The sequence below is a fragment of the Actinomycetota bacterium genome (assembly GCA_035759705.1).
In the GTDB taxonomy this organism is placed as follows: Bacteria; Actinomycetota; CADDZG01; order JAHWKV01; family JAHWKV01; genus JAJCYE01.
In genome coordinates, this window is sequence record DASTUJ010000109.1 from 1 (window position 1) to 16,502 (window position 16,502).

At 65.7% G+C, this 16,502-nt stretch carries 17 protein-coding genes; 7 read left to right on the top strand and 10 right to left on the bottom strand.

Translation table 11 applies throughout. From position 1 onward, the window contains the following. Both VFV09_07640 and VFV09_07645 read left to right on the top strand, forming a co-directional pair. Positions 1–601, top strand: a 601-nt coding sequence (locus VFV09_07640) for a substrate-binding domain-containing protein (GenBank protein HEU4867584.1), incomplete at its 5' end; no start/stop codon positions are given. A 356-nt stretch (positions 602–957) separates the two neighbouring features. After that, positions 958–1,161 (top strand): hypothetical protein, encoded by a 204-nt coding sequence (locus VFV09_07645; protein ID HEU4867585.1) that lies wholly within the window; start codon positions 958–960, stop codon positions 1,159–1,161. 61 nt (positions 1,162–1,222) lie between these two features. Here the strand turns inward: VFV09_07645 and lon are convergent, their stop codons facing one another. Further along, complete coding sequence (gene lon / locus VFV09_07650) at positions 1,223–3,580, bottom strand: endopeptidase La (GenBank protein HEU4867586.1); 2,358 nt, start codon at positions 3,578–3,580, stop codon at positions 1,223–1,225. A 164-nt stretch (positions 3,581–3,744) separates the two neighbouring features. On the opposite strand from lon, the gene VFV09_07655 reads away from it, so the two are divergent. Continuing rightward, entirely contained in the window at positions 3,745–4,689 is a 945-nt protein-coding gene (locus VFV09_07655; GenBank protein ID HEU4867587.1) for a sucrase ferredoxin, read from the top strand. Here the strand turns inward: VFV09_07655 and VFV09_07660 are convergent. Both VFV09_07660 and glpX read right to left on the bottom strand, forming a co-directional pair. Then, positions 4,679–5,536, bottom strand: coding sequence for a 5'-3' exonuclease (locus VFV09_07660; protein HEU4867588.1), 858 nt, complete (start codon positions 5,534–5,536; stop codon positions 4,679–4,681). The two genes, VFV09_07655 and VFV09_07660, sit on opposite strands and share 11 nt — an antisense overlap. Positions 5,537–5,561: 25 nt before the next feature. Further along, positions 5,562–6,569 (bottom strand): class II fructose-bisphosphatase, encoded by a 1,008-nt coding sequence (glpX, locus tag VFV09_07665; protein HEU4867589.1) that lies wholly within the window; start codon positions 6,567–6,569, stop codon positions 5,562–5,564. Positions 6,570–6,668: 99 nt separating this feature from the next. On the opposite strand from glpX, the gene VFV09_07670 reads away from it, so the two are divergent. Then, positions 6,669–6,947: a PGPGW domain-containing protein gene (locus VFV09_07670; protein ID HEU4867590.1), complete on the top strand. Its 279-nt coding sequence runs from the start codon at positions 6,669–6,671 to the stop codon at positions 6,945–6,947. Between the two features lie 15 nt (positions 6,948–6,962). After that, on the top strand, positions 6,963–8,222 hold the full coding sequence (locus VFV09_07675; GenBank protein HEU4867591.1) for a Glu/Leu/Phe/Val dehydrogenase dimerization domain-containing protein: 1,260 nt from the start codon (positions 6,963–6,965) through the stop codon (positions 8,220–8,222). Here the strand turns inward: VFV09_07675 and VFV09_07680 are convergent. Continuing rightward, positions 8,219–8,722, bottom strand: a complete 504-nt coding sequence (locus tag VFV09_07680) for a hypothetical protein (protein HEU4867592.1) — start codon at positions 8,720–8,722, stop codon at positions 8,219–8,221. The genes VFV09_07675 and VFV09_07680 overlap by 4 nt on opposite strands. A gap of 64 nt (positions 8,723–8,786) precedes the next feature. Between VFV09_07680 and VFV09_07685 the strand changes: the two genes are divergently transcribed. Both VFV09_07685 and VFV09_07690 read left to right on the top strand, forming a co-directional pair. After that, the gene (locus VFV09_07685) at positions 8,787–10,109 is read left to right on the top strand and encodes an MFS transporter (protein HEU4867593.1); all 1,323 of its coding nucleotides are present in this window, start codon (positions 8,787–8,789) and stop codon (positions 10,107–10,109) included. After that, positions 10,110–11,387, top strand: coding sequence for an MFS transporter (locus tag VFV09_07690; GenBank protein HEU4867594.1), 1,278 nt, complete (start codon positions 10,110–10,112; stop codon positions 11,385–11,387). 173 nt (positions 11,388–11,560) lie between these two features. Here the strand turns inward: VFV09_07690 and VFV09_07695 are convergent, their stop codons facing one another. The 6 genes from VFV09_07695 to VFV09_07720 all read right to left on the bottom strand — a co-directional run. Beyond that, positions 11,561–13,573, bottom strand: a complete 2,013-nt coding sequence (locus VFV09_07695) for a heme o synthase (protein ID HEU4867595.1) — start codon at positions 13,571–13,573, stop codon at positions 11,561–11,563. Between the two features lie 31 nt (positions 13,574–13,604). Then, the gene (locus VFV09_07700) at positions 13,605–14,291 is read right to left on the bottom strand and encodes a cupredoxin domain-containing protein (GenBank protein ID HEU4867596.1); all 687 of its coding nucleotides are present in this window, start codon (positions 14,289–14,291) and stop codon (positions 13,605–13,607) included. Beyond that, positions 14,288–15,166, bottom strand: coding sequence for a cytochrome c oxidase assembly protein (locus tag VFV09_07705; protein ID HEU4867597.1), 879 nt, complete (start codon positions 15,164–15,166; stop codon positions 14,288–14,290). Before VFV09_07705 ends, VFV09_07700 begins: the two co-directional genes overlap by 4 nt. A 13-nt stretch (positions 15,167–15,179) precedes the next feature. Then, positions 15,180–15,491, bottom strand: coding sequence for a cytochrome C oxidase subunit IV family protein (locus VFV09_07710; protein HEU4867598.1), 312 nt, complete (start codon positions 15,489–15,491; stop codon positions 15,180–15,182). Between the two features lie 17 nt (positions 15,492–15,508). After that, positions 15,509–16,126: a cytochrome c oxidase subunit 3 gene (locus tag VFV09_07715; GenBank protein HEU4867599.1), complete on the bottom strand. Its 618-nt coding sequence runs from the start codon at positions 16,124–16,126 to the stop codon at positions 15,509–15,511. Next, positions 16,126–16,502: cytochrome c oxidase subunit 4 (locus VFV09_07720; GenBank protein HEU4867600.1), on the bottom strand; the 377-nt coding region annotated here is incomplete at its 5' end. The genes VFV09_07715 and VFV09_07720, both read right to left, overlap by 1 nt.

Consider the following 16,502-nt stretch of genomic DNA (forward strand, 5'->3'; position numbering starts at 1 on the left):
GCACCTGGCGGGGCCGCCCGAGTTCACCACTACCTGCGTGCTCCCTGCGCTGGCGGCCCTCGTCAAATCTGGTCTTCGCCTTGAGGTGACCCTAGGCCGCCCGGCCGAAATGCTCCTGGACGGGCTCAACGACGGCAAATACGACCTGGTTGTAAGCACCGTCCCGCCGGATTCCGCCGATTTCACCGTCACCGAGTTGTTCCGGGAGGAGTTCGTTCTGGTCGCCGCCCCGGCGGTTGCCTCGAGGGTCACCGGGAGCGGTGCTCAAGCGTTGGAGGGCCTCCCGTTGATCGCTTATTCGGATGACCGACCGTTGATCCGCCGCTACTGGCGCGAGGTTTTCGGAAGGGAACCAAGCACGGTGCCCGCAGCGGTGGTCCCCGACCTCAGAGGGGTGCTGTCGCTGACCGTCGCCGGGACCGGGTTCACCGTGCTTCCCCGCTACCTGTGCCGGAGGGAGCTTGCGAGCGGAGCATTATTCTCCCTGATGGAGCCGGCGAAGCCTCCCGCGAACACCATCTTCCTGGCGACGAACGGTCCCGGCAACAACACGGCCGAAGTCGCCTGCCGGGCCCTGCTGGGAAGCGCCGGCTCCTGGTAGATGACCATTTCCGGCTGCCACCAATATGGACCGTCGAGCACTTGGAGTGAAATTCTTCTTGACTCATCAGGCGCCTAGGGATAACCATCGACCAGATTCAAGCCAAGGGACCTCAGTTCATGTCGCACGCCCGACGGTTCGCTATTAAGAGTGGGTTAGTCCTCATTCTCGCCCTCAGCGCCCTGGCCATTCTCCGGACGAATGGGGCAGCGGATGCAGAGTCGGCAGGTCCGTCCCCAACGCCGTCGGTGGCGTCCTCAACGAGCACGTTTAGCATTCTCAGCGTAGGCGAGGGCCGCCCCGGGGAGGTGGGCGACGTGATCAGACTGCCGCCCGGAGTTGACACAGAGGAAGAAATGCTTGCCTACCTTCGGTCGCTCGGCAACCCGTCGCCCTCCCCAACGGCCTCAACCTGGTCGGCCTCCAACCCGATCGCCCCGGATCTATCGATAATCGCCAGCCTGGAGAGCCGAGGGATCGACCCGGAGGAGTTTCTCCGGGAGCTCTACAAAGGCGAGGAGTCTATCGAGGAGTTGGTCGAGAGGCTGGCCAGCAAGTAGCCCGGACACAAAAATCCCCACCGGGTCCCAGTCCCGGTGGGGATTGTTTGCTGCTACTTCTTTACGCCGCTTCGATAGCCAGCGCTTCCTTCGGCTCCAGGGCGATGGCGAGGACCTCTTCGATCCTCTTCGCCAGGTGGACGTTCAGCTCGGAGAGCACGCTCTCGGGCACGTCGTCCAGGTCGGCCTCGTTGCGGTAGGGAAGGATCACGTCCTTCATTCCCGCCCGATGGGCTGCCAGCAGCTTCTGCTTCACGCCGCCGATCGGCAGCACGTTGCCCTGAAGCGTCACCTCGCCGGTCATCGCAACCGTCTCCTTGACCGGGCGTCCGGTGAGCAGGCTCACCAGGGCCGTGGTCATGGCCGTTCCGGCGCTCGGACCGTCCTTCGGCACCGCTCCTGCAGGAACGTGCAGGTGGAAGCTGCGGTTCTCGAACGTCCCGCTGATGCCCAGCTGGTCGGCGTGGCTTCGCACGTAGGAGAGAGCGATCTGCGCCGACTCCTTCATCACGTCGCCCAGCTGACCGGTCAGCGTCAGTCCCGGCTTGCCCTCCATCTCGGTGGCCTCGATGAACAGCACGTCTCCGCCGTGGCCGGTGACCGCCAGCCCGGTGGAAACCCCCGGCACTCCGGTCCTCTCGGCCGCCTCGAAGTGGAACTTGATGCGTCCCAGGTACTCCTTGATGTCGGCTGCGTCGATCTCAAGCGGCGTAGCAACCTGACCCGCTGCGATCTTCGTGGCCGCCTTGCGGAGGACCTTTCCGATCTCACGCTCCAGGCTTCGCACGCCGGCCTCCCGGGTGTAGTCGCCGATGACCTTCAGCAGAGCTGCGTCGGTCAGCGTGACCTCACCGTCGTTCAAGCCGTTGCGCTCGATCTGGCGGCGAACCAGGTGGTGCTTGGCGATGCCCAGCTTCTCCTGCTCGGTGTAGCCGTCCAACCGAACGATCTCCATACGGTCCAGAAGCGGGCCGGGGATGGTCTCCGCCACGTTGGCGGTCGGGATGAACAGCACCTCGGACAGGTCCAGGTCGACGTCCAGGTAGTGGTCCCGGAACGAGTGGTTCTGAGCCGGGTCCAGCACCTCGAGCAGAGCGGACGACGGGTCGCCCCTCCAGTCGGCCCCGACCTTGTCGATCTCGTCGAACATGATCACGGGGTTCTTGGTGCCGGCCTCCTTCAGCGCCCGGACGATACGGCCCGGCAGTGCGCCGACGTAGGTACGCCGGTGCCCGCGGATCTCCGCTTCGTCGTGGATGCCTCCCAGAGACACCCGGGCGAACTTGCGGCCCATCGCCCTGGCAACCGACTCGCCGAGAGAGGTCTTACCGACTCCCGGAGGGCCAACCAGAGTGATGATCGCACCCAGGCCGCGTCCCTGAACGGCGCCCATTCCACGCTCGTCACGCAGCTTCTTGACCGCCAGGAACTCGATGATGCGGTCCTTGACGTCGTCCAGACCGGTGTGGTCTGCGTCCAGGACGGCACGAGCCTCGTTGATGTCGAAGTTGTCGTCGGAACGGGTGTCCCAGGGCAGGTCGCTCATCCAGTCCAGGTAGTTCCGGATGTATCCCTGCTCGGGGTTTTGGGCGCTGGTCCGCTCGAGGCGGTCCAGCTCCTTGTCGACCTCCTTGCGGATGTCGTCGGGCATGTTGATCTTGGCGAACTTGGCGCGGTACTCGGCGACGACGTCGTCGCCCTCCTCGCCCAGCTCCTTGCGGATGGCTTCCATCTGCTGACGCAGAAGGAACTCACGCTGGGTCTTCTCCATGCCTTCGGCAACATCCTTGTGGATCTTGTCCTTGAGGCTGAAGTCGGCCAGGGTCTCGCGGTTCCAGACGAGCAGCTTCTCCAGGCGCTCGGAGACGTCCACGGTCTCCAGGACCTGGCGCTTCTGGTCGAAGGTCAGGTACGGGGAGTAGCCGGAGGTGTCGGCCAGGTGGCCGGGGTTTGTGATCCCACGGAGGAACCGTGCGACACCCCGCTCACCGCGCATCTCCAGGATGTTCTCGACCAGCGCCCGGTACTCCTTGGCGAGCCCGTGAACCTCCTGCGGGTAGATGTTGGGGTCCTCAGCGGTCTGCGCTTCGACCCAGGTGGCGTTGCCGCCGTCACCGGGAACTCCGGTGCCGACAACCGCGCGGTAGAGGCCTCGGACGATGTAGACCTCCTCCCCGCCGGCCGTCATTGCGCCCTGCGGGTTGTCCTCCAGCTTGCCGACGGTGCCGATGCGGGCGTACTCGCCCTCCACACGCGGCACCAGCAGCACCATTCCATCAGCCCGGCGAGCGGCCGCGATCGCTTCGAAGCTCTCGTCGCTGCTCTCCGAGTCCACTGAGATGGTCACAACCATGTGCGGCAGAATCACGCCTTCCTTCAGCGGAAGGAGGGGCAGCGTTTGCGTCTTGGTTTCACTCATCGGGGTTCCTCTCTTGATTTCCTAAGAGGTAAAACGTTGCTGTCGCAACTATATTCCCCAATGGTTGCGTTTGCAACCAAAACTTGAGTGTCATCGCATCAACGTTACAGAATTACATCCGGGCCGCCGGGCACCTTCCGGCGCTCCGGGGCATAATTGCGCCGGTGAACTCCGAAAGCCCCAAGCTGCGCTGCTCAACAATTGCCCGGGAATCTGAAGAGCCCCTCTACGGCACCGCACCGGTGTCCGAGGGATGGATACTGCTCGAGCAGCCCGGCGCCTGGGGCCCCGATGCACTGATCGAAAGCTCGATAGACCCCGGGGTCGGCGCCGAGCTCACCCGTCGCTCGAAAGCGCACGGCTTCCGCATCCTTTTGATCCGTCGCAGCGCCGGCCGGGCTCCGACCTCCACCCAGAGCTGCTTTTTTGCCCGGTCGGCCCAGGGCGAGACCTGGATGGAGCGACTGGAGCTGGCCGGAGCTGTCAACCTTCTGGACATCGACCCCGAAGTTCTGAAGAGCCCAACCCCGCCCGGGCTCGGTGAGCCGGCGGACCACCTGTGGGCGGTCTGCACCCACGGCCGAAGGGACCCCTGCTGCGCCGAGTACGGCCGACGGGTGATCCGGATGTCGAACGAGACGGGCGACGAAAGCTTCACCCACGGCCTTTGGGAGTCGTCGCACCAGGGCGGCCACCGCTTCGCGGCCAACCTCGCGCTCTTCCCCCACGCCCTTTTCTACGGTCAGGTGGAGCCGCACGGCGCCCGCACGATCGTCGAGTCCTACAAGGACGGCCGGCTGATCCTCGACGGTTACCGGGGGAGGTCCGCATTCGATGAGGTCACCCAGGCGGCCGACTACCTGGTGCGCCGGCAGGACAGCTTCGTCGGAATCGACGACCTGGTGCCGACGGGCAGAGCGGACCTGGGGGACGGCGGGTACGACGTAACCTTCGACGGCCCTACGGGTCCCCTCCACATCCGGCTGGAGGTGACCGAAGGCCCGATGAGGCCGGAGAGCTGCAACAAGCCGAAGTTGACCCCGGTGAAGCTCTACCGCCAACTGGAGGTCGAGCCCGACATCGCCCCAATCGGGTTTCCTACCGTCTAAGGGCGGTTAGCAGCCGGTCCACCGGGTTCTTCAGGCCGTACTTCTCCGCCAGCGCCTCCAGCTCGGGTGACGACTCGCCGTCGGGCCTGGCCATGTCGACCTCACCGATCGGCGCCTCGTCCGAGATGAGCACCACCTGGGTCGCCCGGTCGACGTAATCCAGGCCCTTGCGCACCTTCCCCAGCGCCCCGGCTCCGTCACCGGTCATCGCCGCTTCGACGACGTTGCTCAGCGTCTTGTACTTGCTGATGAGCGCCTGGGCGGTTTTCTCCCCGATGCCGGGGACGCCCGGAAGCCCGTCCGACGTGTCGCCCCGCAGGATGGCGTAGTCGCCGTAGGAGCGGCCGGGAATGCCGTACTTCTTCTCGATGTACCTCTCGTTGATCAACGAAAGCTCCGATACTCCCCGCAGCGGGTAGAGCACCACGATGTCCGGGTCCTTGACCAGCTGGAACAGGTCCCGGTCCCCGGAGACGATCTCCACCCGGCCGGGGCAGCGGGGGATGAGGGCGCCGATGATGTCCTCCGCCTCCCAGTCGGCCACCCCGGCGGTGGGGACCTTGGCCGCCTTGAGGACCTCGTAGATGACCGGCATCTGGGCATCCAGTGTCGGCTGGGGAACTCCGACCCGGTGGGTCTTGTAGCTGGGGACCAGGTCTACCCGCCACTGGGGCCGCCAGTCCTCGTCGTCGCAGCAGACCAGCAGGTCGGGATCGCGATCCTGGACCAGGCGGGCCAGCATGTTGAGGAAGCCGTAAGCGGCGTTGACCGGCATGCCGTCGGGGGCGGTGACCGAGTCGGGGGTCGAAAAGAATGCCCGGTAGATCAGGCTGGCCGCGTCAATCAGGAGGGCGCGGCCGGGGGTGCGACTCTCAGTCGTAGTGGATCCCCGAGTACTTCATGAGCTTCTTCCAGTGGTGGTCGGCGGTGATCAGCCGGACCGTGCCGGATCGGGAGCTCATGACGAGCGACGTGGTGGTGGCACCGTCGCCCCGGTACTGAACGGCCGGGAGCAGGTCGCCTCCCGTGATGCCGGTGGCGGCGAAGAACGAGTCCCCGACGACCAGCTCGTCCTGGTCGAGGACCTGCTTGAGGTCGTAGCCGGCGTCGATGAGGCTCTGACGCTCCTCGTCGCTCTGCGGATCTAGTCGCCCCTGGATGGCGCCGCCGAGCGCTTTCAGGGCGGCTGCGGTGATGACCCCCTCGGGAGTGCCTCCGGTGCCCAACAGCAGGTCGACACCGCTGCGGGAAGTGGCTGCGGAGAGCCCGGCCGCCACGTCGCCGTCGGTGATCAGACGGATTCGGGCTCCGGCTTCCCGGATCTCCTTGATAAGGGTCTGGTGGCGGGGCTTGTCCATGAGGATGACGGTCACGTCCTCGACGTCGATCCCCTTGGCCTTGGCCACCGCCTGGATGTTGTGCGCCGGGGGGGCGTCGATCTCGATGACGTCGGCCGCCTCGGGCCCGGTGGCAATCTTCTTCATGTAGAACGCCGGGCCCGGGTCCCACATAGCTCCCCGTCCCGCCACAGCGATGACCGAGATCCCGCCGGGCATCCCGCGGGAGGTGATCGTGGTTCCCTCGACCGGGTCGACGGCAACATCCACCTCGGGCGGTACTCCGGTGCCTACCCGCTCGCCGTTGGAGAGCCAGGGGGCGTCGTCCTTCTCGCCTTCGCCGATGACGATGATGCCGTCCATCTGGCAGGTGGCGATCATCAGCCGCATGGCGTCGACGGCTGCGCCGTCGGCCGCCTCCTTGTCGCCCCGGCCCATCCAGCGGCCGGCAGCCATGGCGCCGGCCTCGGTGACACGCACCAGTTCCATGCCCAGGTTGCGGTCCCCGGAGGACAGGGTGAAGACTTCGTCGTTATCGCTCATAGCCGCATATTACTTGAAACGGCTCCAGGCGCCGCCGTGTCGTACGGGCAGAAACCGGGTACCGCTATCCTTCCCAACCAGCGAGGCTAGACTTTAATGATGAAGTCGGACGACACGCAGCAGTTCGAAGCTCCCCCTACGCGGGAGATGCCCCGCGTGACGGCGGTTAAGCAGACCCGGCGGGTTCTCGTGCTGGCCCTGGGCGGCACCCTGCTGGCCGCAGGACTGGCGCTAATGGTTCTGCCCGGACCGGGCATCCCGCTGATCTTCCTCGGCCTCACGGTGCTGTCCTGGGAGTTTCCTGCGGCCAAGCGTCTGCTCTTCAACATGAAGATGAAGATCAAGCAGTTGCGGGATTCCCGCAAAAAACGCAGCTAGAGGCCGCGGCAAGCCTTGGCGGAGGCAGGTGCGGCGGACGAGCTGACCCCGTTTGAAGCGGTCACCCACTTCTTCAACCGCGCCGCCGACCTCATTCAACTCCCCGACGCCACCCGCAAGGTGCTCGGGCGCAGCTACCGGGAGTTGACCGTCCAGGTCGTGGTTCTCATGGACAGCGGCGACCACCAGGTGCTGACCGGCTACCGCTTCCAGCACAACGGCGCCCGGGGCCCGTACAAGGGCGGGACCCGCTTCCACCCCGAGGTCGACGCCGACGACATCCGCTCCCTCGCCGCTTTGATGACCTGGAAGACCGCGGTGGTCGACGTTCCCTTCGGCGGGGCCAAGGGTGGCATCCAGGTCGACCCGCGCAATATGACCACCAACGAACTGGAGCGGATGACCCGGGTCTACACCAACCAGATCTCCCAGTTCCTCGGCAGCCACCGGGATATCCCCGCCCCCGACGTCAACACCAACGCCCAGGTCATGGCCTGGATGATGGACGAGTACGGAAAGCGCCACGGCTACACACCGGAGATCGTGACCGGCAAGCCGATCGCCCTGGGCGGCTCCTACGGACGGGACGCGGCGACCGGCCGGGGCACCGTGATAGTCATGAACGAGGCGGTCGAGCACATGGGGCTGGTCCCCCACGAGTGCCGGATCGCAATCCAGGGCTTCGGCAACGTCGGCAGCTGGGCCGCCCGGGTGGCCCACGAGAGGGGCTACCGGATCGTTGCGGTTTCCGACATCGAAGGCGGCGTCTTCAACGAGTCCGGCCTGGACATTCCCAAGCTGCTGGCGCACCACACCGAGACCGGCGTCGTCGGCGGCTTCCCAGCGGCAGAGGCGATCAGCAACGCCCAGCTTCTGGCGCTGCCGGTGGATGTCCTGCTCCCGGCGGCCATGGGGCGGGCGATCCACTGCGGCAACGTCGACACGCTGCAGTGCCGCATGGTGGTCGAGGGGGCCAACAACCCGATCACTCCGGGAGCCGACGAGATCCTCAACAAGCGGGGGGTGGTCGTGGTCCCCGACATCCTGGCGAACGCCGGCGGGGTGATTGTCAGCTACTTCGAGTGGACCCAGAACATCCAGCAGTTCCGCTGGGACGAGGTCGACGTCAACCAGCGGCTCACGAAGAAGCTCGTCGAGGCCTACGACCGGGTTTCGACCTTCGCCCGGCTACAAAGCGTCTCGCTGCGGGAGGCGGCGTTTGCGATTGCGGTTCAGCGGGTGGCCGAGACGGCCCACCTCCGGGGCTACATCTAGCCCACCGTAAACTCCGCGAACATGCCCCGGCGCATGTGGGTGTCGGCGTTCGGGTCGAAGACCATGTCCTCCATCTCCTCCATGTCGTGGCCGGAGTGCCCTTCCTCGGGGAAGGTGCCGGTGGGGATCAGGCACACGGCGGCGTAGCGCCCCGCCGCCAGGTCGGCGTCGAACGACTGTTTGTCGCCGGGGTCGGCCGACACCATCCCGACGCTGGTCATCTTGTCCTGTGCCTCGTCCAGTGACTTGTCGAGCAGCTCGGATACCGAGCCGAGGTCACCGGAGAGCCTGAACACGTGGATCTCGTGAACCTCGCGGCCTTGGTTGTCGATGCTGAAAGTGGTGTCGCCGGCCTCGAGCGTTTCGGGCAGCCCCCGGAAGGCGTACTCACCGGCGGTGACGTCGACCGGCCGGCCGCCGCCCCCCGAGCCGCCGCAAGCTGCCGGAACCACCAGCAGAACCGCCGGTACGGCGAGCCGGAAGAAACGGTGCGGGTCCATCCCAGCCATCCTAGGTCAGTTCCAAACCGGTCCGCCTCACGCACCCGGCCTCCGGGCCGTAAGATTGAGAATCCTGAATACGACCTCGGCAACGCCTGCGCGGACCCCCTCCTATCTACGCCTTCTTCTGGTCGTCCTGGGCACGGCCACTTTCTTCGAGGGGTTCGACACCGCCATCAGCGCGATCGTCCTCAAGGACCTGGCGGAGACGTTCAACATCCCGCTCGACGAGACGGCGCAGATCACCGGGCCGCTCATTCCGATCGGACTCGGCGCCTTCGGGGCGCTGGCGGTCACGATGCTCGGCGACCGGATCGGCCGCCGTCCGCTGCTCGTGGGAACGACGTTCATGTACGCGATCTTCACCGGCCTGACGGCGACCTCGCAGAACCTCACCCAGTTTGTGATCTTCCAGTTCTTCGCTCGCACGTTCCTGCTCGCCGAGTATGCGACGGCGATAACGATCGTCTCCGAGGAGTTCCCCGCCGAGCGGCGGGGCCGGGCTCTCGGCACGCTGACCGCCCTGGGGGCGCTCGGGCTTCCGATCGTCGCAGTCCTGCACCTTCTCGTGAAGGACACCGCCCTGGGGTGGAGGGTCCTTTACCTTGTGGGACTGATCCCGCTGGTCGCCATCGGCTTTCTCCGGCTGAAACTGAAGGAGACCGAACGCTGGACCGCCGCCAAGGCGGACGGGTCGACCATGAGCCGGCACCGGATCCGCCAGGTCCTGAGGGTCGGCCACCGCAGGACCATGTGGATGGTGGGCGCCCTCTACTTCTTCTCGCACTTTGCTTTACTGGGCGCGGTCACCTGGTGGCCCTTCTACGCCGGGGTCCACCTCGAGTACTCCGACGGGACCATTGCTCTCCTTCTGGGTATCGCCTACCCCCTTGGCGTCACGGGCTACTACCTGGCCGGCCGCCTCGCGGACCGCTTTGGCCGCCGGCGGACCGGCACGGTGTTCTTGTTCCTGGGCATGCTCTTCGGGATCGTGGTCTTCCAGGTGTCGGACCCCGTGCTCATGTTCCCGGCTCTGGTTCTGGCAGTCTTCTTCGGGTTCGGGATGAACCCGATCCTCGCCGCAGTGGCGGCCGAGCTGTTCCCCACCGCCCTGCGGGCCACGGCGGTCGCCTTCGTCCGGTCGATCTTCGGCACCATCGGCGGCATCGCCGGGCCCATCACAGTCGGGGTCCTTGCCGGCGCCAGCGCCGCCGAGCGGTTTCCCTCCGTCCCACTGCTGGGCAGCATGGGCGACGTCGTAGGGTTCGTCGCACTCATGAACATCCCGGCCGGGATCATGCTTTGGAAGCTCCCGGAGACCGCAGGCAGCGAGCTCGAGAGCATCACCGCCGAAGACGAGGAAGCGTTGAGACCCGAGACGGCCTAGATGCGCAGCAAGGGCGACATCCGGCGTCTTCTGACGACGAACTCCGACTTCCGAAAACTCTGGTCGGCCCAGCTGATCTCATTGGGCGGCGACTGGTTCACCACCGTCGCCCTGCTCGGGCTGGTGCTCGACCTCACCGGGTCGGCCCTGAACGCCGGCATGATCCTCGCCGCGTCGATCCTCCCCCAGTTCCTGCTTTCACCGATCTCCGGGTCGTTCGCCGACCGCTTCGACCGCAAGCGGCTCATGGTTGCGACCGATCTGTTGCGGATGGTTCTCGCCTTGGGGATGCTGCTGGTCCGGTCTCCGGAAACGGTGTGGATCGGCCTGTTCTGCCTGGCCGGAATGTCGGCCCTCAGTGCGTTCTTCCAGCCTGCGTCGGGGGCCAGCCTCCCCAACCTCGTGGCGCCCGGCGACCTTGCGGCCGCCAACACCCTGACCTCCGCCTCGTGGGGAACCATGCTGGCCGTCGGCGCAGCCCTCGGCGGTCTGGTCGCCGGGACGCTGGGCCGGGAAGCGGCGTTTGTGATCGATGCGGTCTCGTTCCTGGTGTCGGCACTGCTGGTGGTTCGGATCCGGGCGGACTTCTCACAGCGCCGGGCCCCCGGCCAGGTGGCCGCCCGCACCGGCCACAGCATCCGCGAGGGTTTCGCCTACGCCCGGTCCGACTCCCGGGTGCTGGCGCTGCTGGCGTCCAAGGGCGGATTCGGGCTCGGTGTCGGGGTGGTCGCCCTCCTGCCGGTCTTCGCCACCGACGTCTTCCGTGCGGGCGACGAGGGAATCGGGCTCCTCTTCGCCGCCCGGGGAGTGGGAGCGCTCCTCGGACCCTTCCTCGCCATTCGTTACGTGAGGGACGACGAACGCCGCCTGTTGATCGCCCTGGCCGCGTCCATCGGCATTTACGGCCTCTGCTACCTCGCGCTCGCTGCGGCGCCGACCCTGGCAGTCGCCGCCGGAATCGGGGTGGTCGCCCACCTCGGCGGAGGCGCCCAGTGGGTCCTCTCCAGCTACGGCCTGCAGCGGATCGTCCCCGACTACGTGAGAGGCAGGGTCCTGGCTCTCGACCTGGGGCTGGTCAGCCTCAGCATCGGGGTCAGTTCGGTCGCCGCCGGTCGCCTGGCCGACATGGGGCACCCGAGGACGGTCATGGCAGGCCTGGCCGGGCTGGAGATCCTCTACGCCCTTGGGTTCGCCCTCTTCACCCGCAAGATGTGGGCGAAAAAGCCGGCCGGTCCGGAACACAGGCCGAAGGCGTTGGATCGCCGCATCGACGGGTGAGCAAAGAGGTCTCGGCACTCATCGAGTTGCTCCCGTCGGGGTCAGGGCGGTCCGCTCGGCAGAGCCGGAGCAACCGGCTATGCCGCGCCCATGGCGGCGTCCATCCCGCACGGGAATCGAAGGAGTCGTGCCCATGCGAGGAACGCTACGGCAGCCGGCTTCCCAATCCTGACTCAGTGTGAGGCGAGAGCTACCGAGCCCCACGACAGCAGGAACAGCGCGGTCATCATGATCAGCGGGATGATCGTCCAGACCACCTCGATCGCCAGCACCCGAACCCGTCCCGGCTGCCCGTCCGGCCTCTTGTAACCGATCACGCCAACCAGGATCGCAGCCGAGAAGGCGACGAAGATGGCGCCTGCCGCCACCAGGACGATCGGGTAGATCGACTCGATGGCCGGCACGTTCAGCAGGACGTCGGCCGCCAGCGCGACGAAGACGAGCACCAGATACATGATCGAGAAGTGGAACAGGCTCATCGCGCCCTTGCCGTCGGGGTTCTTCCTCAGGCGGAAGGCATAGAAGACGAACGCCAGGCCCATGATCGTGGCGGACGCCAGGTAGAGAAGGCCCACCTCGGCGACCGGGTACATGAGCAGGCTGACGGCCAGCAGCACCACCGAGTACAGCACGATCTGGCGGGTGGTCTCCGGAACTCCCCGGACCACGGGGAGCATCGGCACGCCTGCGGCTTTGTAGTCGTCGGAGTACCGGATCGCCAGCGCCCAGAAGTGGGGCGGGGTCCAGTAGAAGATGATCGCAAACAGCACCCACGCCGGCCGGCCGACGTCCCCGGTGACCGCAGCCCAGCCGATCAGAGCGGGAGCCGCACCTGCGGCGCCGCCGATCACGATGTTGGACGGCGTGTAGCGCTTCAGGCCGATGGTGTAGATGAAGACGTAGAACAGGATCGCACCGAGCGACAGCCAGGCGGCGGGCATGTTCACCACGAGCCCCATGAAGACGAAGCCGACAACCCCGAGGACGACCCCGAAGATCAGGGCGTTCCTGGGCGTGACGTCGTGGCTCGGCAGCGGCCGGATCGACGTTCGCTGCATCTTCTCGTCGATGTCCCGGTCGAGGTAGCAGTTGATGCAGTTGGCGGAGCCGGCAGCCATGCTGCCGCCGACGAGGGTCGCGAGGACCAGCCAGGGGGACGGCCACCCGCGTTCGGCGACGATCATCGCCGGAACGGTGGTGATCAGCAGCAGCTCGATGATCCGGGGTTTGGTAAGCATGAAGTAGGCCTTGACCTTCCCGCCGGTCCCGGCCTTTGCTCCGCCGGCCGGGGCCGCCTTACCGCCGGCGGGCACAGCAACCCGAGCCCTGCGGTAGGAGAGGATGCTGAGCGAGACCAGTGCCACCCACAGCAGCTCGCCGGTGAGGACGTGGCCCACCACCGTCCAGGCGGAGGAGCCGGTCAACACGTTGAAACCACCTAGCAGGACCTGCACCAGGTACAGGGTCAAGGCGCTGTGGCCGAGGATCAGAAGCACCCGGTCCCTGGGCTCACGCTTCGTGATTCGAAGAGCCAAGTGGCCGACCGTCACTCCCAGAAGGGCCGCCAGGAGCCGGTGGGTGTAGTGCAGGAGCGGTTTGCTTCCGTCGGGTGGAAGCAGCGAGCCGTTCATCAACGGCCAGTCGGAGAAGACCTCGGCGCCGGCCCTCTGCTGCACGACCATCGCCCCGACCATCAAGACGATGAACGCCGCCCCGGTGGCGAATGCGGCGTGCTTGGAGACCTTGTCCCAACCCCCACCTCGGGGGAAGAAGCTGTTCACCGTGGCAGTGGCCAGCAGGCCGACCAGCGCCAGCGACAGGAAGAAGTGGAGGACGACGGTGTCGGCGTGCAGCTCGTCGAGCACCACCTGGCGCCCGACGCCGGCCTGGACGATTACCGTGACCAGTGCGGCCAGCGATGGCCAGAACACAGACGGGCTCGTGCGCTGCTTCAGCCAGGCGAAGATCGCCAGGGCGAGCACCAAAAAGCCCACGATCGAGGCGGTCAGCCGGTGGCTGTACTCGATGATGGCGGTCTTCTCCATCGGAGGGATCCAGCTGCCGTGGCAGCGGGGCCAGTCCGGGCATCCGAGCCCGGATCCGGAGGCGCGCACGAGCGCGCCGACCATGACCAGAACCATGGCCATCAACGTGGTGGCCGTTGCGAGCTTCTGAAAACGAGTCATCGAGCTAGTTCAACGGTGGGGAAACCGTGGATCACTCTTCTCCAGCCGGAGCTTCGCCGCCCGCAGCCGCGTCGCCGCCTGCGGCTTCGCCCTCGGCAGCTTCACCTTCGCCGCCGCCTTCGACCGCCTTGACGGTGCCGCTCATGTTCGGGTGGACGTCGCACTGGAAGTAGTACTCACCCGCGGGAATCGGGTCAACAGTCTCTTCGGACAGCTTCGGACCGGTGACAATAGCTCCCCGGAAAAGAGCGTTGGGCGAGCCCTGGGCCTCGAGGATGGCCACGTTGTGAGGCTGGGACTCCTCGTTGTTGAAGGCAAGAACGAACTCGGTGTCGGCAGGAATCGTAAGTTCAGTCTTGTCGAACGCCAGGCCGCTCGCCGCCAGCTCGACTCCCGCCTCTCCGCCGCCGCCGTGCTCCTCCTCCTCCGGAGCCGGAGCAAGACCAGCCGCCGCAGCTACACCGAACAGGAGCGGAAGTGCCGTAATTGCCGAGAGCACCACCATCAGGGGGCGGCCTCCATCGGGCTTCGCCGCCATGACGCTGAAAGAGATGAGCAGGTTGATCGCCACGCTGATGGCTACCGCCGTGGCCACGTAGGGGTGGACGTTCAGGAGGATCTGCGACATGAGGAGTGCAAGGAACAGGATGAAAGCCAGAGCCCCCACAGGAATAAGCACGGGCAGGATCAGCCTGTCTCGCATGTTGTCTTCACTCATCGCGTTTCCACCTTGTTCAACTCCCTTTCGAGGTCTTGCCACTTAGTGGCGTCCGGCGTACCCGACTCCTGCTGGGCGGCCCATTTGAAGAAAAGATAAGCGATTATCCCCCAAAGCAGTAACCCGCCGCCGACCTTCATGACAACCCCTGCAATGCCCTGGTCGGCCACGGCGCTGAAGCCGGGGATCAGGCGGGGCGCCTCAGCGTAAACACGGTAGAAGGGATGGTCTCCGAAGGTCAGGAACGAGGCCGGCACGGTGGGGACGATCGTCTGCCCGAACAGGTACAACATCTGGGCGGGCGGCGATATCCGGGGGAGCTCGGGCATGGGGCTCAACACGGGCCACCACATGATCAGTGAGAGCGCCACCAGAAGCAGGTGGGCTCCGAAGTGAAGGGGCTCGCTCGTCACCGTGGAGTTCACGAAGGTGGGCCAGTGGGTGAAGACCAGGAAGACGTTGAACAGCAACAGGGCCACCAGAGGCTTGGTCACCCGGCGCATGATCGCCATCACCCAGCGGGGGCGCAGGATCCGGCGGGCGAGCCAGTCGGGCGTCCCCATCAGCACCAAAGCGGGGGCAACCAGCGAGAAGAGGATGTGCTGGAACATATGCACGCTGAACAGGTAGTCCTCGCTGATCTCGTGGATCGGCCAGTCGGCCCCGATCCAGAACGTGAGGATCCCCAGCGCGAAGCAGCGGACCTGGCCGCGGGTTACCGGGGCGTCGCCGGGTGAGACGTGGTTAGGGCCCCAGTACTTGACCGCTGCCCAGTACACGGCAAGCACGCCCGCCATGATGAGCCAGACATCGAAGTGCGGCGCCCAAATCCAGGGGCCGCCCACCTGTCCATGGGCCAGCAGCTCGGGTGCCATCGGGTGGCCGCGGTTAGCTAGCTGCCCCGGGGAGGCGATCGGCGAAGGTGAAGGTCCAAAGAACGACGCCGTAGATGGCCATCGCCAGGATGAGGCCCAGGATGAAGAAGCGCCGGAAGATCTTCGAGTCGAACTTCAGGTGCATGAAGTACGCCGCCACGGCGAAGAACTTGACCAGCATCATGGCGCTCAGAATCGGAATGATCAGGTTCTTGAGCGACTCGATATAGACGACGGCCACCTCGAGGGCGGTGACGATACCCAGGAAGACCGCGACCTTTACGTACTGGAACTCGCTGGGGTGATCGTGGGCGTGCTCTTCCAATTCAGGCTCCGTAGTGGTCATGGGAACAGGTACACGATAGTGAAGATGACGATCCAAACGATGTCCACGAAGTGCCAGTACAGACCGACCATCTCGACCTTCTTGGCGCCTTCGGAGTACGGATCCAGCTTACCCAGCTTCGAGAGCGTAAACATCGTCAGCAGCATCAGGATACCGATTGCCACGTGGGTTCCGTGGAAGCCGGTGAGTACGAAGAAACTCGATCCGAATGGGCTGGTCTGAATGGTCAGTCCCTTGTGGATGAACTCGGTGAACTCGAAGAACTGGCCGCCGATGAAGCTTGCGCCCAGCAGCGACGTGGCCATCAGCCAGATCCGCAGCTTCCGGTGGTCGCCCCTTTGGATTGCCGCCAGGGCCAGAACCATCGTCAGTGAGCTCATCAGCAGAACGAACGACGACACCGAGGTGTAGGGGATGTCGTAGACGTCGTGCCGGGTGGGCCCGTCGTTGGTGCGGTTGCGGTAAAGCAAGTGCGCCGAGATCAAAGCCCCGAAGAACAGGCACTCCGAGCCCAGGAACGCCCACATCGCCAGCTTGACGTTGTCCAGCCCGGTGTAGGTGGCGTGGGGGTCGTGCTCGGCGTGGGTCTCCTCGGTCACAGTGGCGTCGTGCATCAGTGTTCCTCCGCCGTGGCCGGCTCCAGGACCCAACCGTAAAAACCGGCCAGGCAGATGACTGCTCCTACAACTCCGATGAACCAGGACTGCAGAATCACCGCGTAAGCCATGACCGGGAAGCCGATTGCGGCCACCATCGGGAAGTACGAAGGCGAGGGCATGTGGATTCCATGGCCGCCTTCGTGCGCCTCCTCTTCGGTGTGCAGTTCCGCTCCGCCGGTGGGGACCGGAACGGGCCGGCCCTTCTTGTCCTCCTTGTACTTGCGGTGCCAGAAGTCATCGCGCTCGGTGACGGTGGGGACCTCCTTGAAGTTGTACTCGGGCGGAGGGGAGGGAATCGTCCACTCCAGCGTACGGGCGTCCCACGGATCGG

Bases quoted from the DNA above. Each gene is read 5' to 3' on its own strand.
- VFV09_07645 (HEU4867585.1), top strand. From the start codon at position 958: ATGCTTGCCTACCTTCGGTCGCTCGGCAACCCGTCGCCCTCCCCAACG.
- lon (HEU4867586.1), bottom strand. From the start codon at position 3,580: ATGAGTGAAACCAAGACGCAAACGCTGCCCCTCCTTCCGCTGAAGGAA.
- glpX (HEU4867589.1), bottom strand. From the start codon at position 6,569: ATGAGCGATAACGACGAAGTCTTCACCCTGTCCTCCGGGGACCGCAAC.
- VFV09_07670 (HEU4867590.1), top strand. From the start codon at position 6,669: ATGAAGTCGGACGACACGCAGCAGTTCGAAGCTCCCCCTACGCGGGAG.
- VFV09_07680 (HEU4867592.1), bottom strand. From the start codon at position 8,722: ATGGACCCGCACCGTTTCTTCCGGCTCGCCGTACCGGCGGTTCTGCTG.
- VFV09_07690 (HEU4867594.1), top strand. From the start codon at position 10,110: ATGCGCAGCAAGGGCGACATCCGGCGTCTTCTGACGACGAACTCCGAC.
- VFV09_07695 (HEU4867595.1), bottom strand. From the start codon at position 13,573: ATGACTCGTTTTCAGAAGCTCGCAACGGCCACCACGTTGATGGCCATG.
- VFV09_07700 (HEU4867596.1), bottom strand. From the start codon at position 14,291: ATGAGTGAAGACAACATGCGAGACAGGCTGATCCTGCCCGTGCTTATT.
- VFV09_07705 (HEU4867597.1), bottom strand. From the start codon at position 15,166: ATGGCACCCGAGCTGCTGGCCCATGGACAGGTGGGCGGCCCCTGGATT.
- VFV09_07715 (HEU4867599.1), bottom strand. From the start codon at position 16,126: ATGCACGACGCCACTGTGACCGAGGAGACCCACGCCGAGCACGACCCC.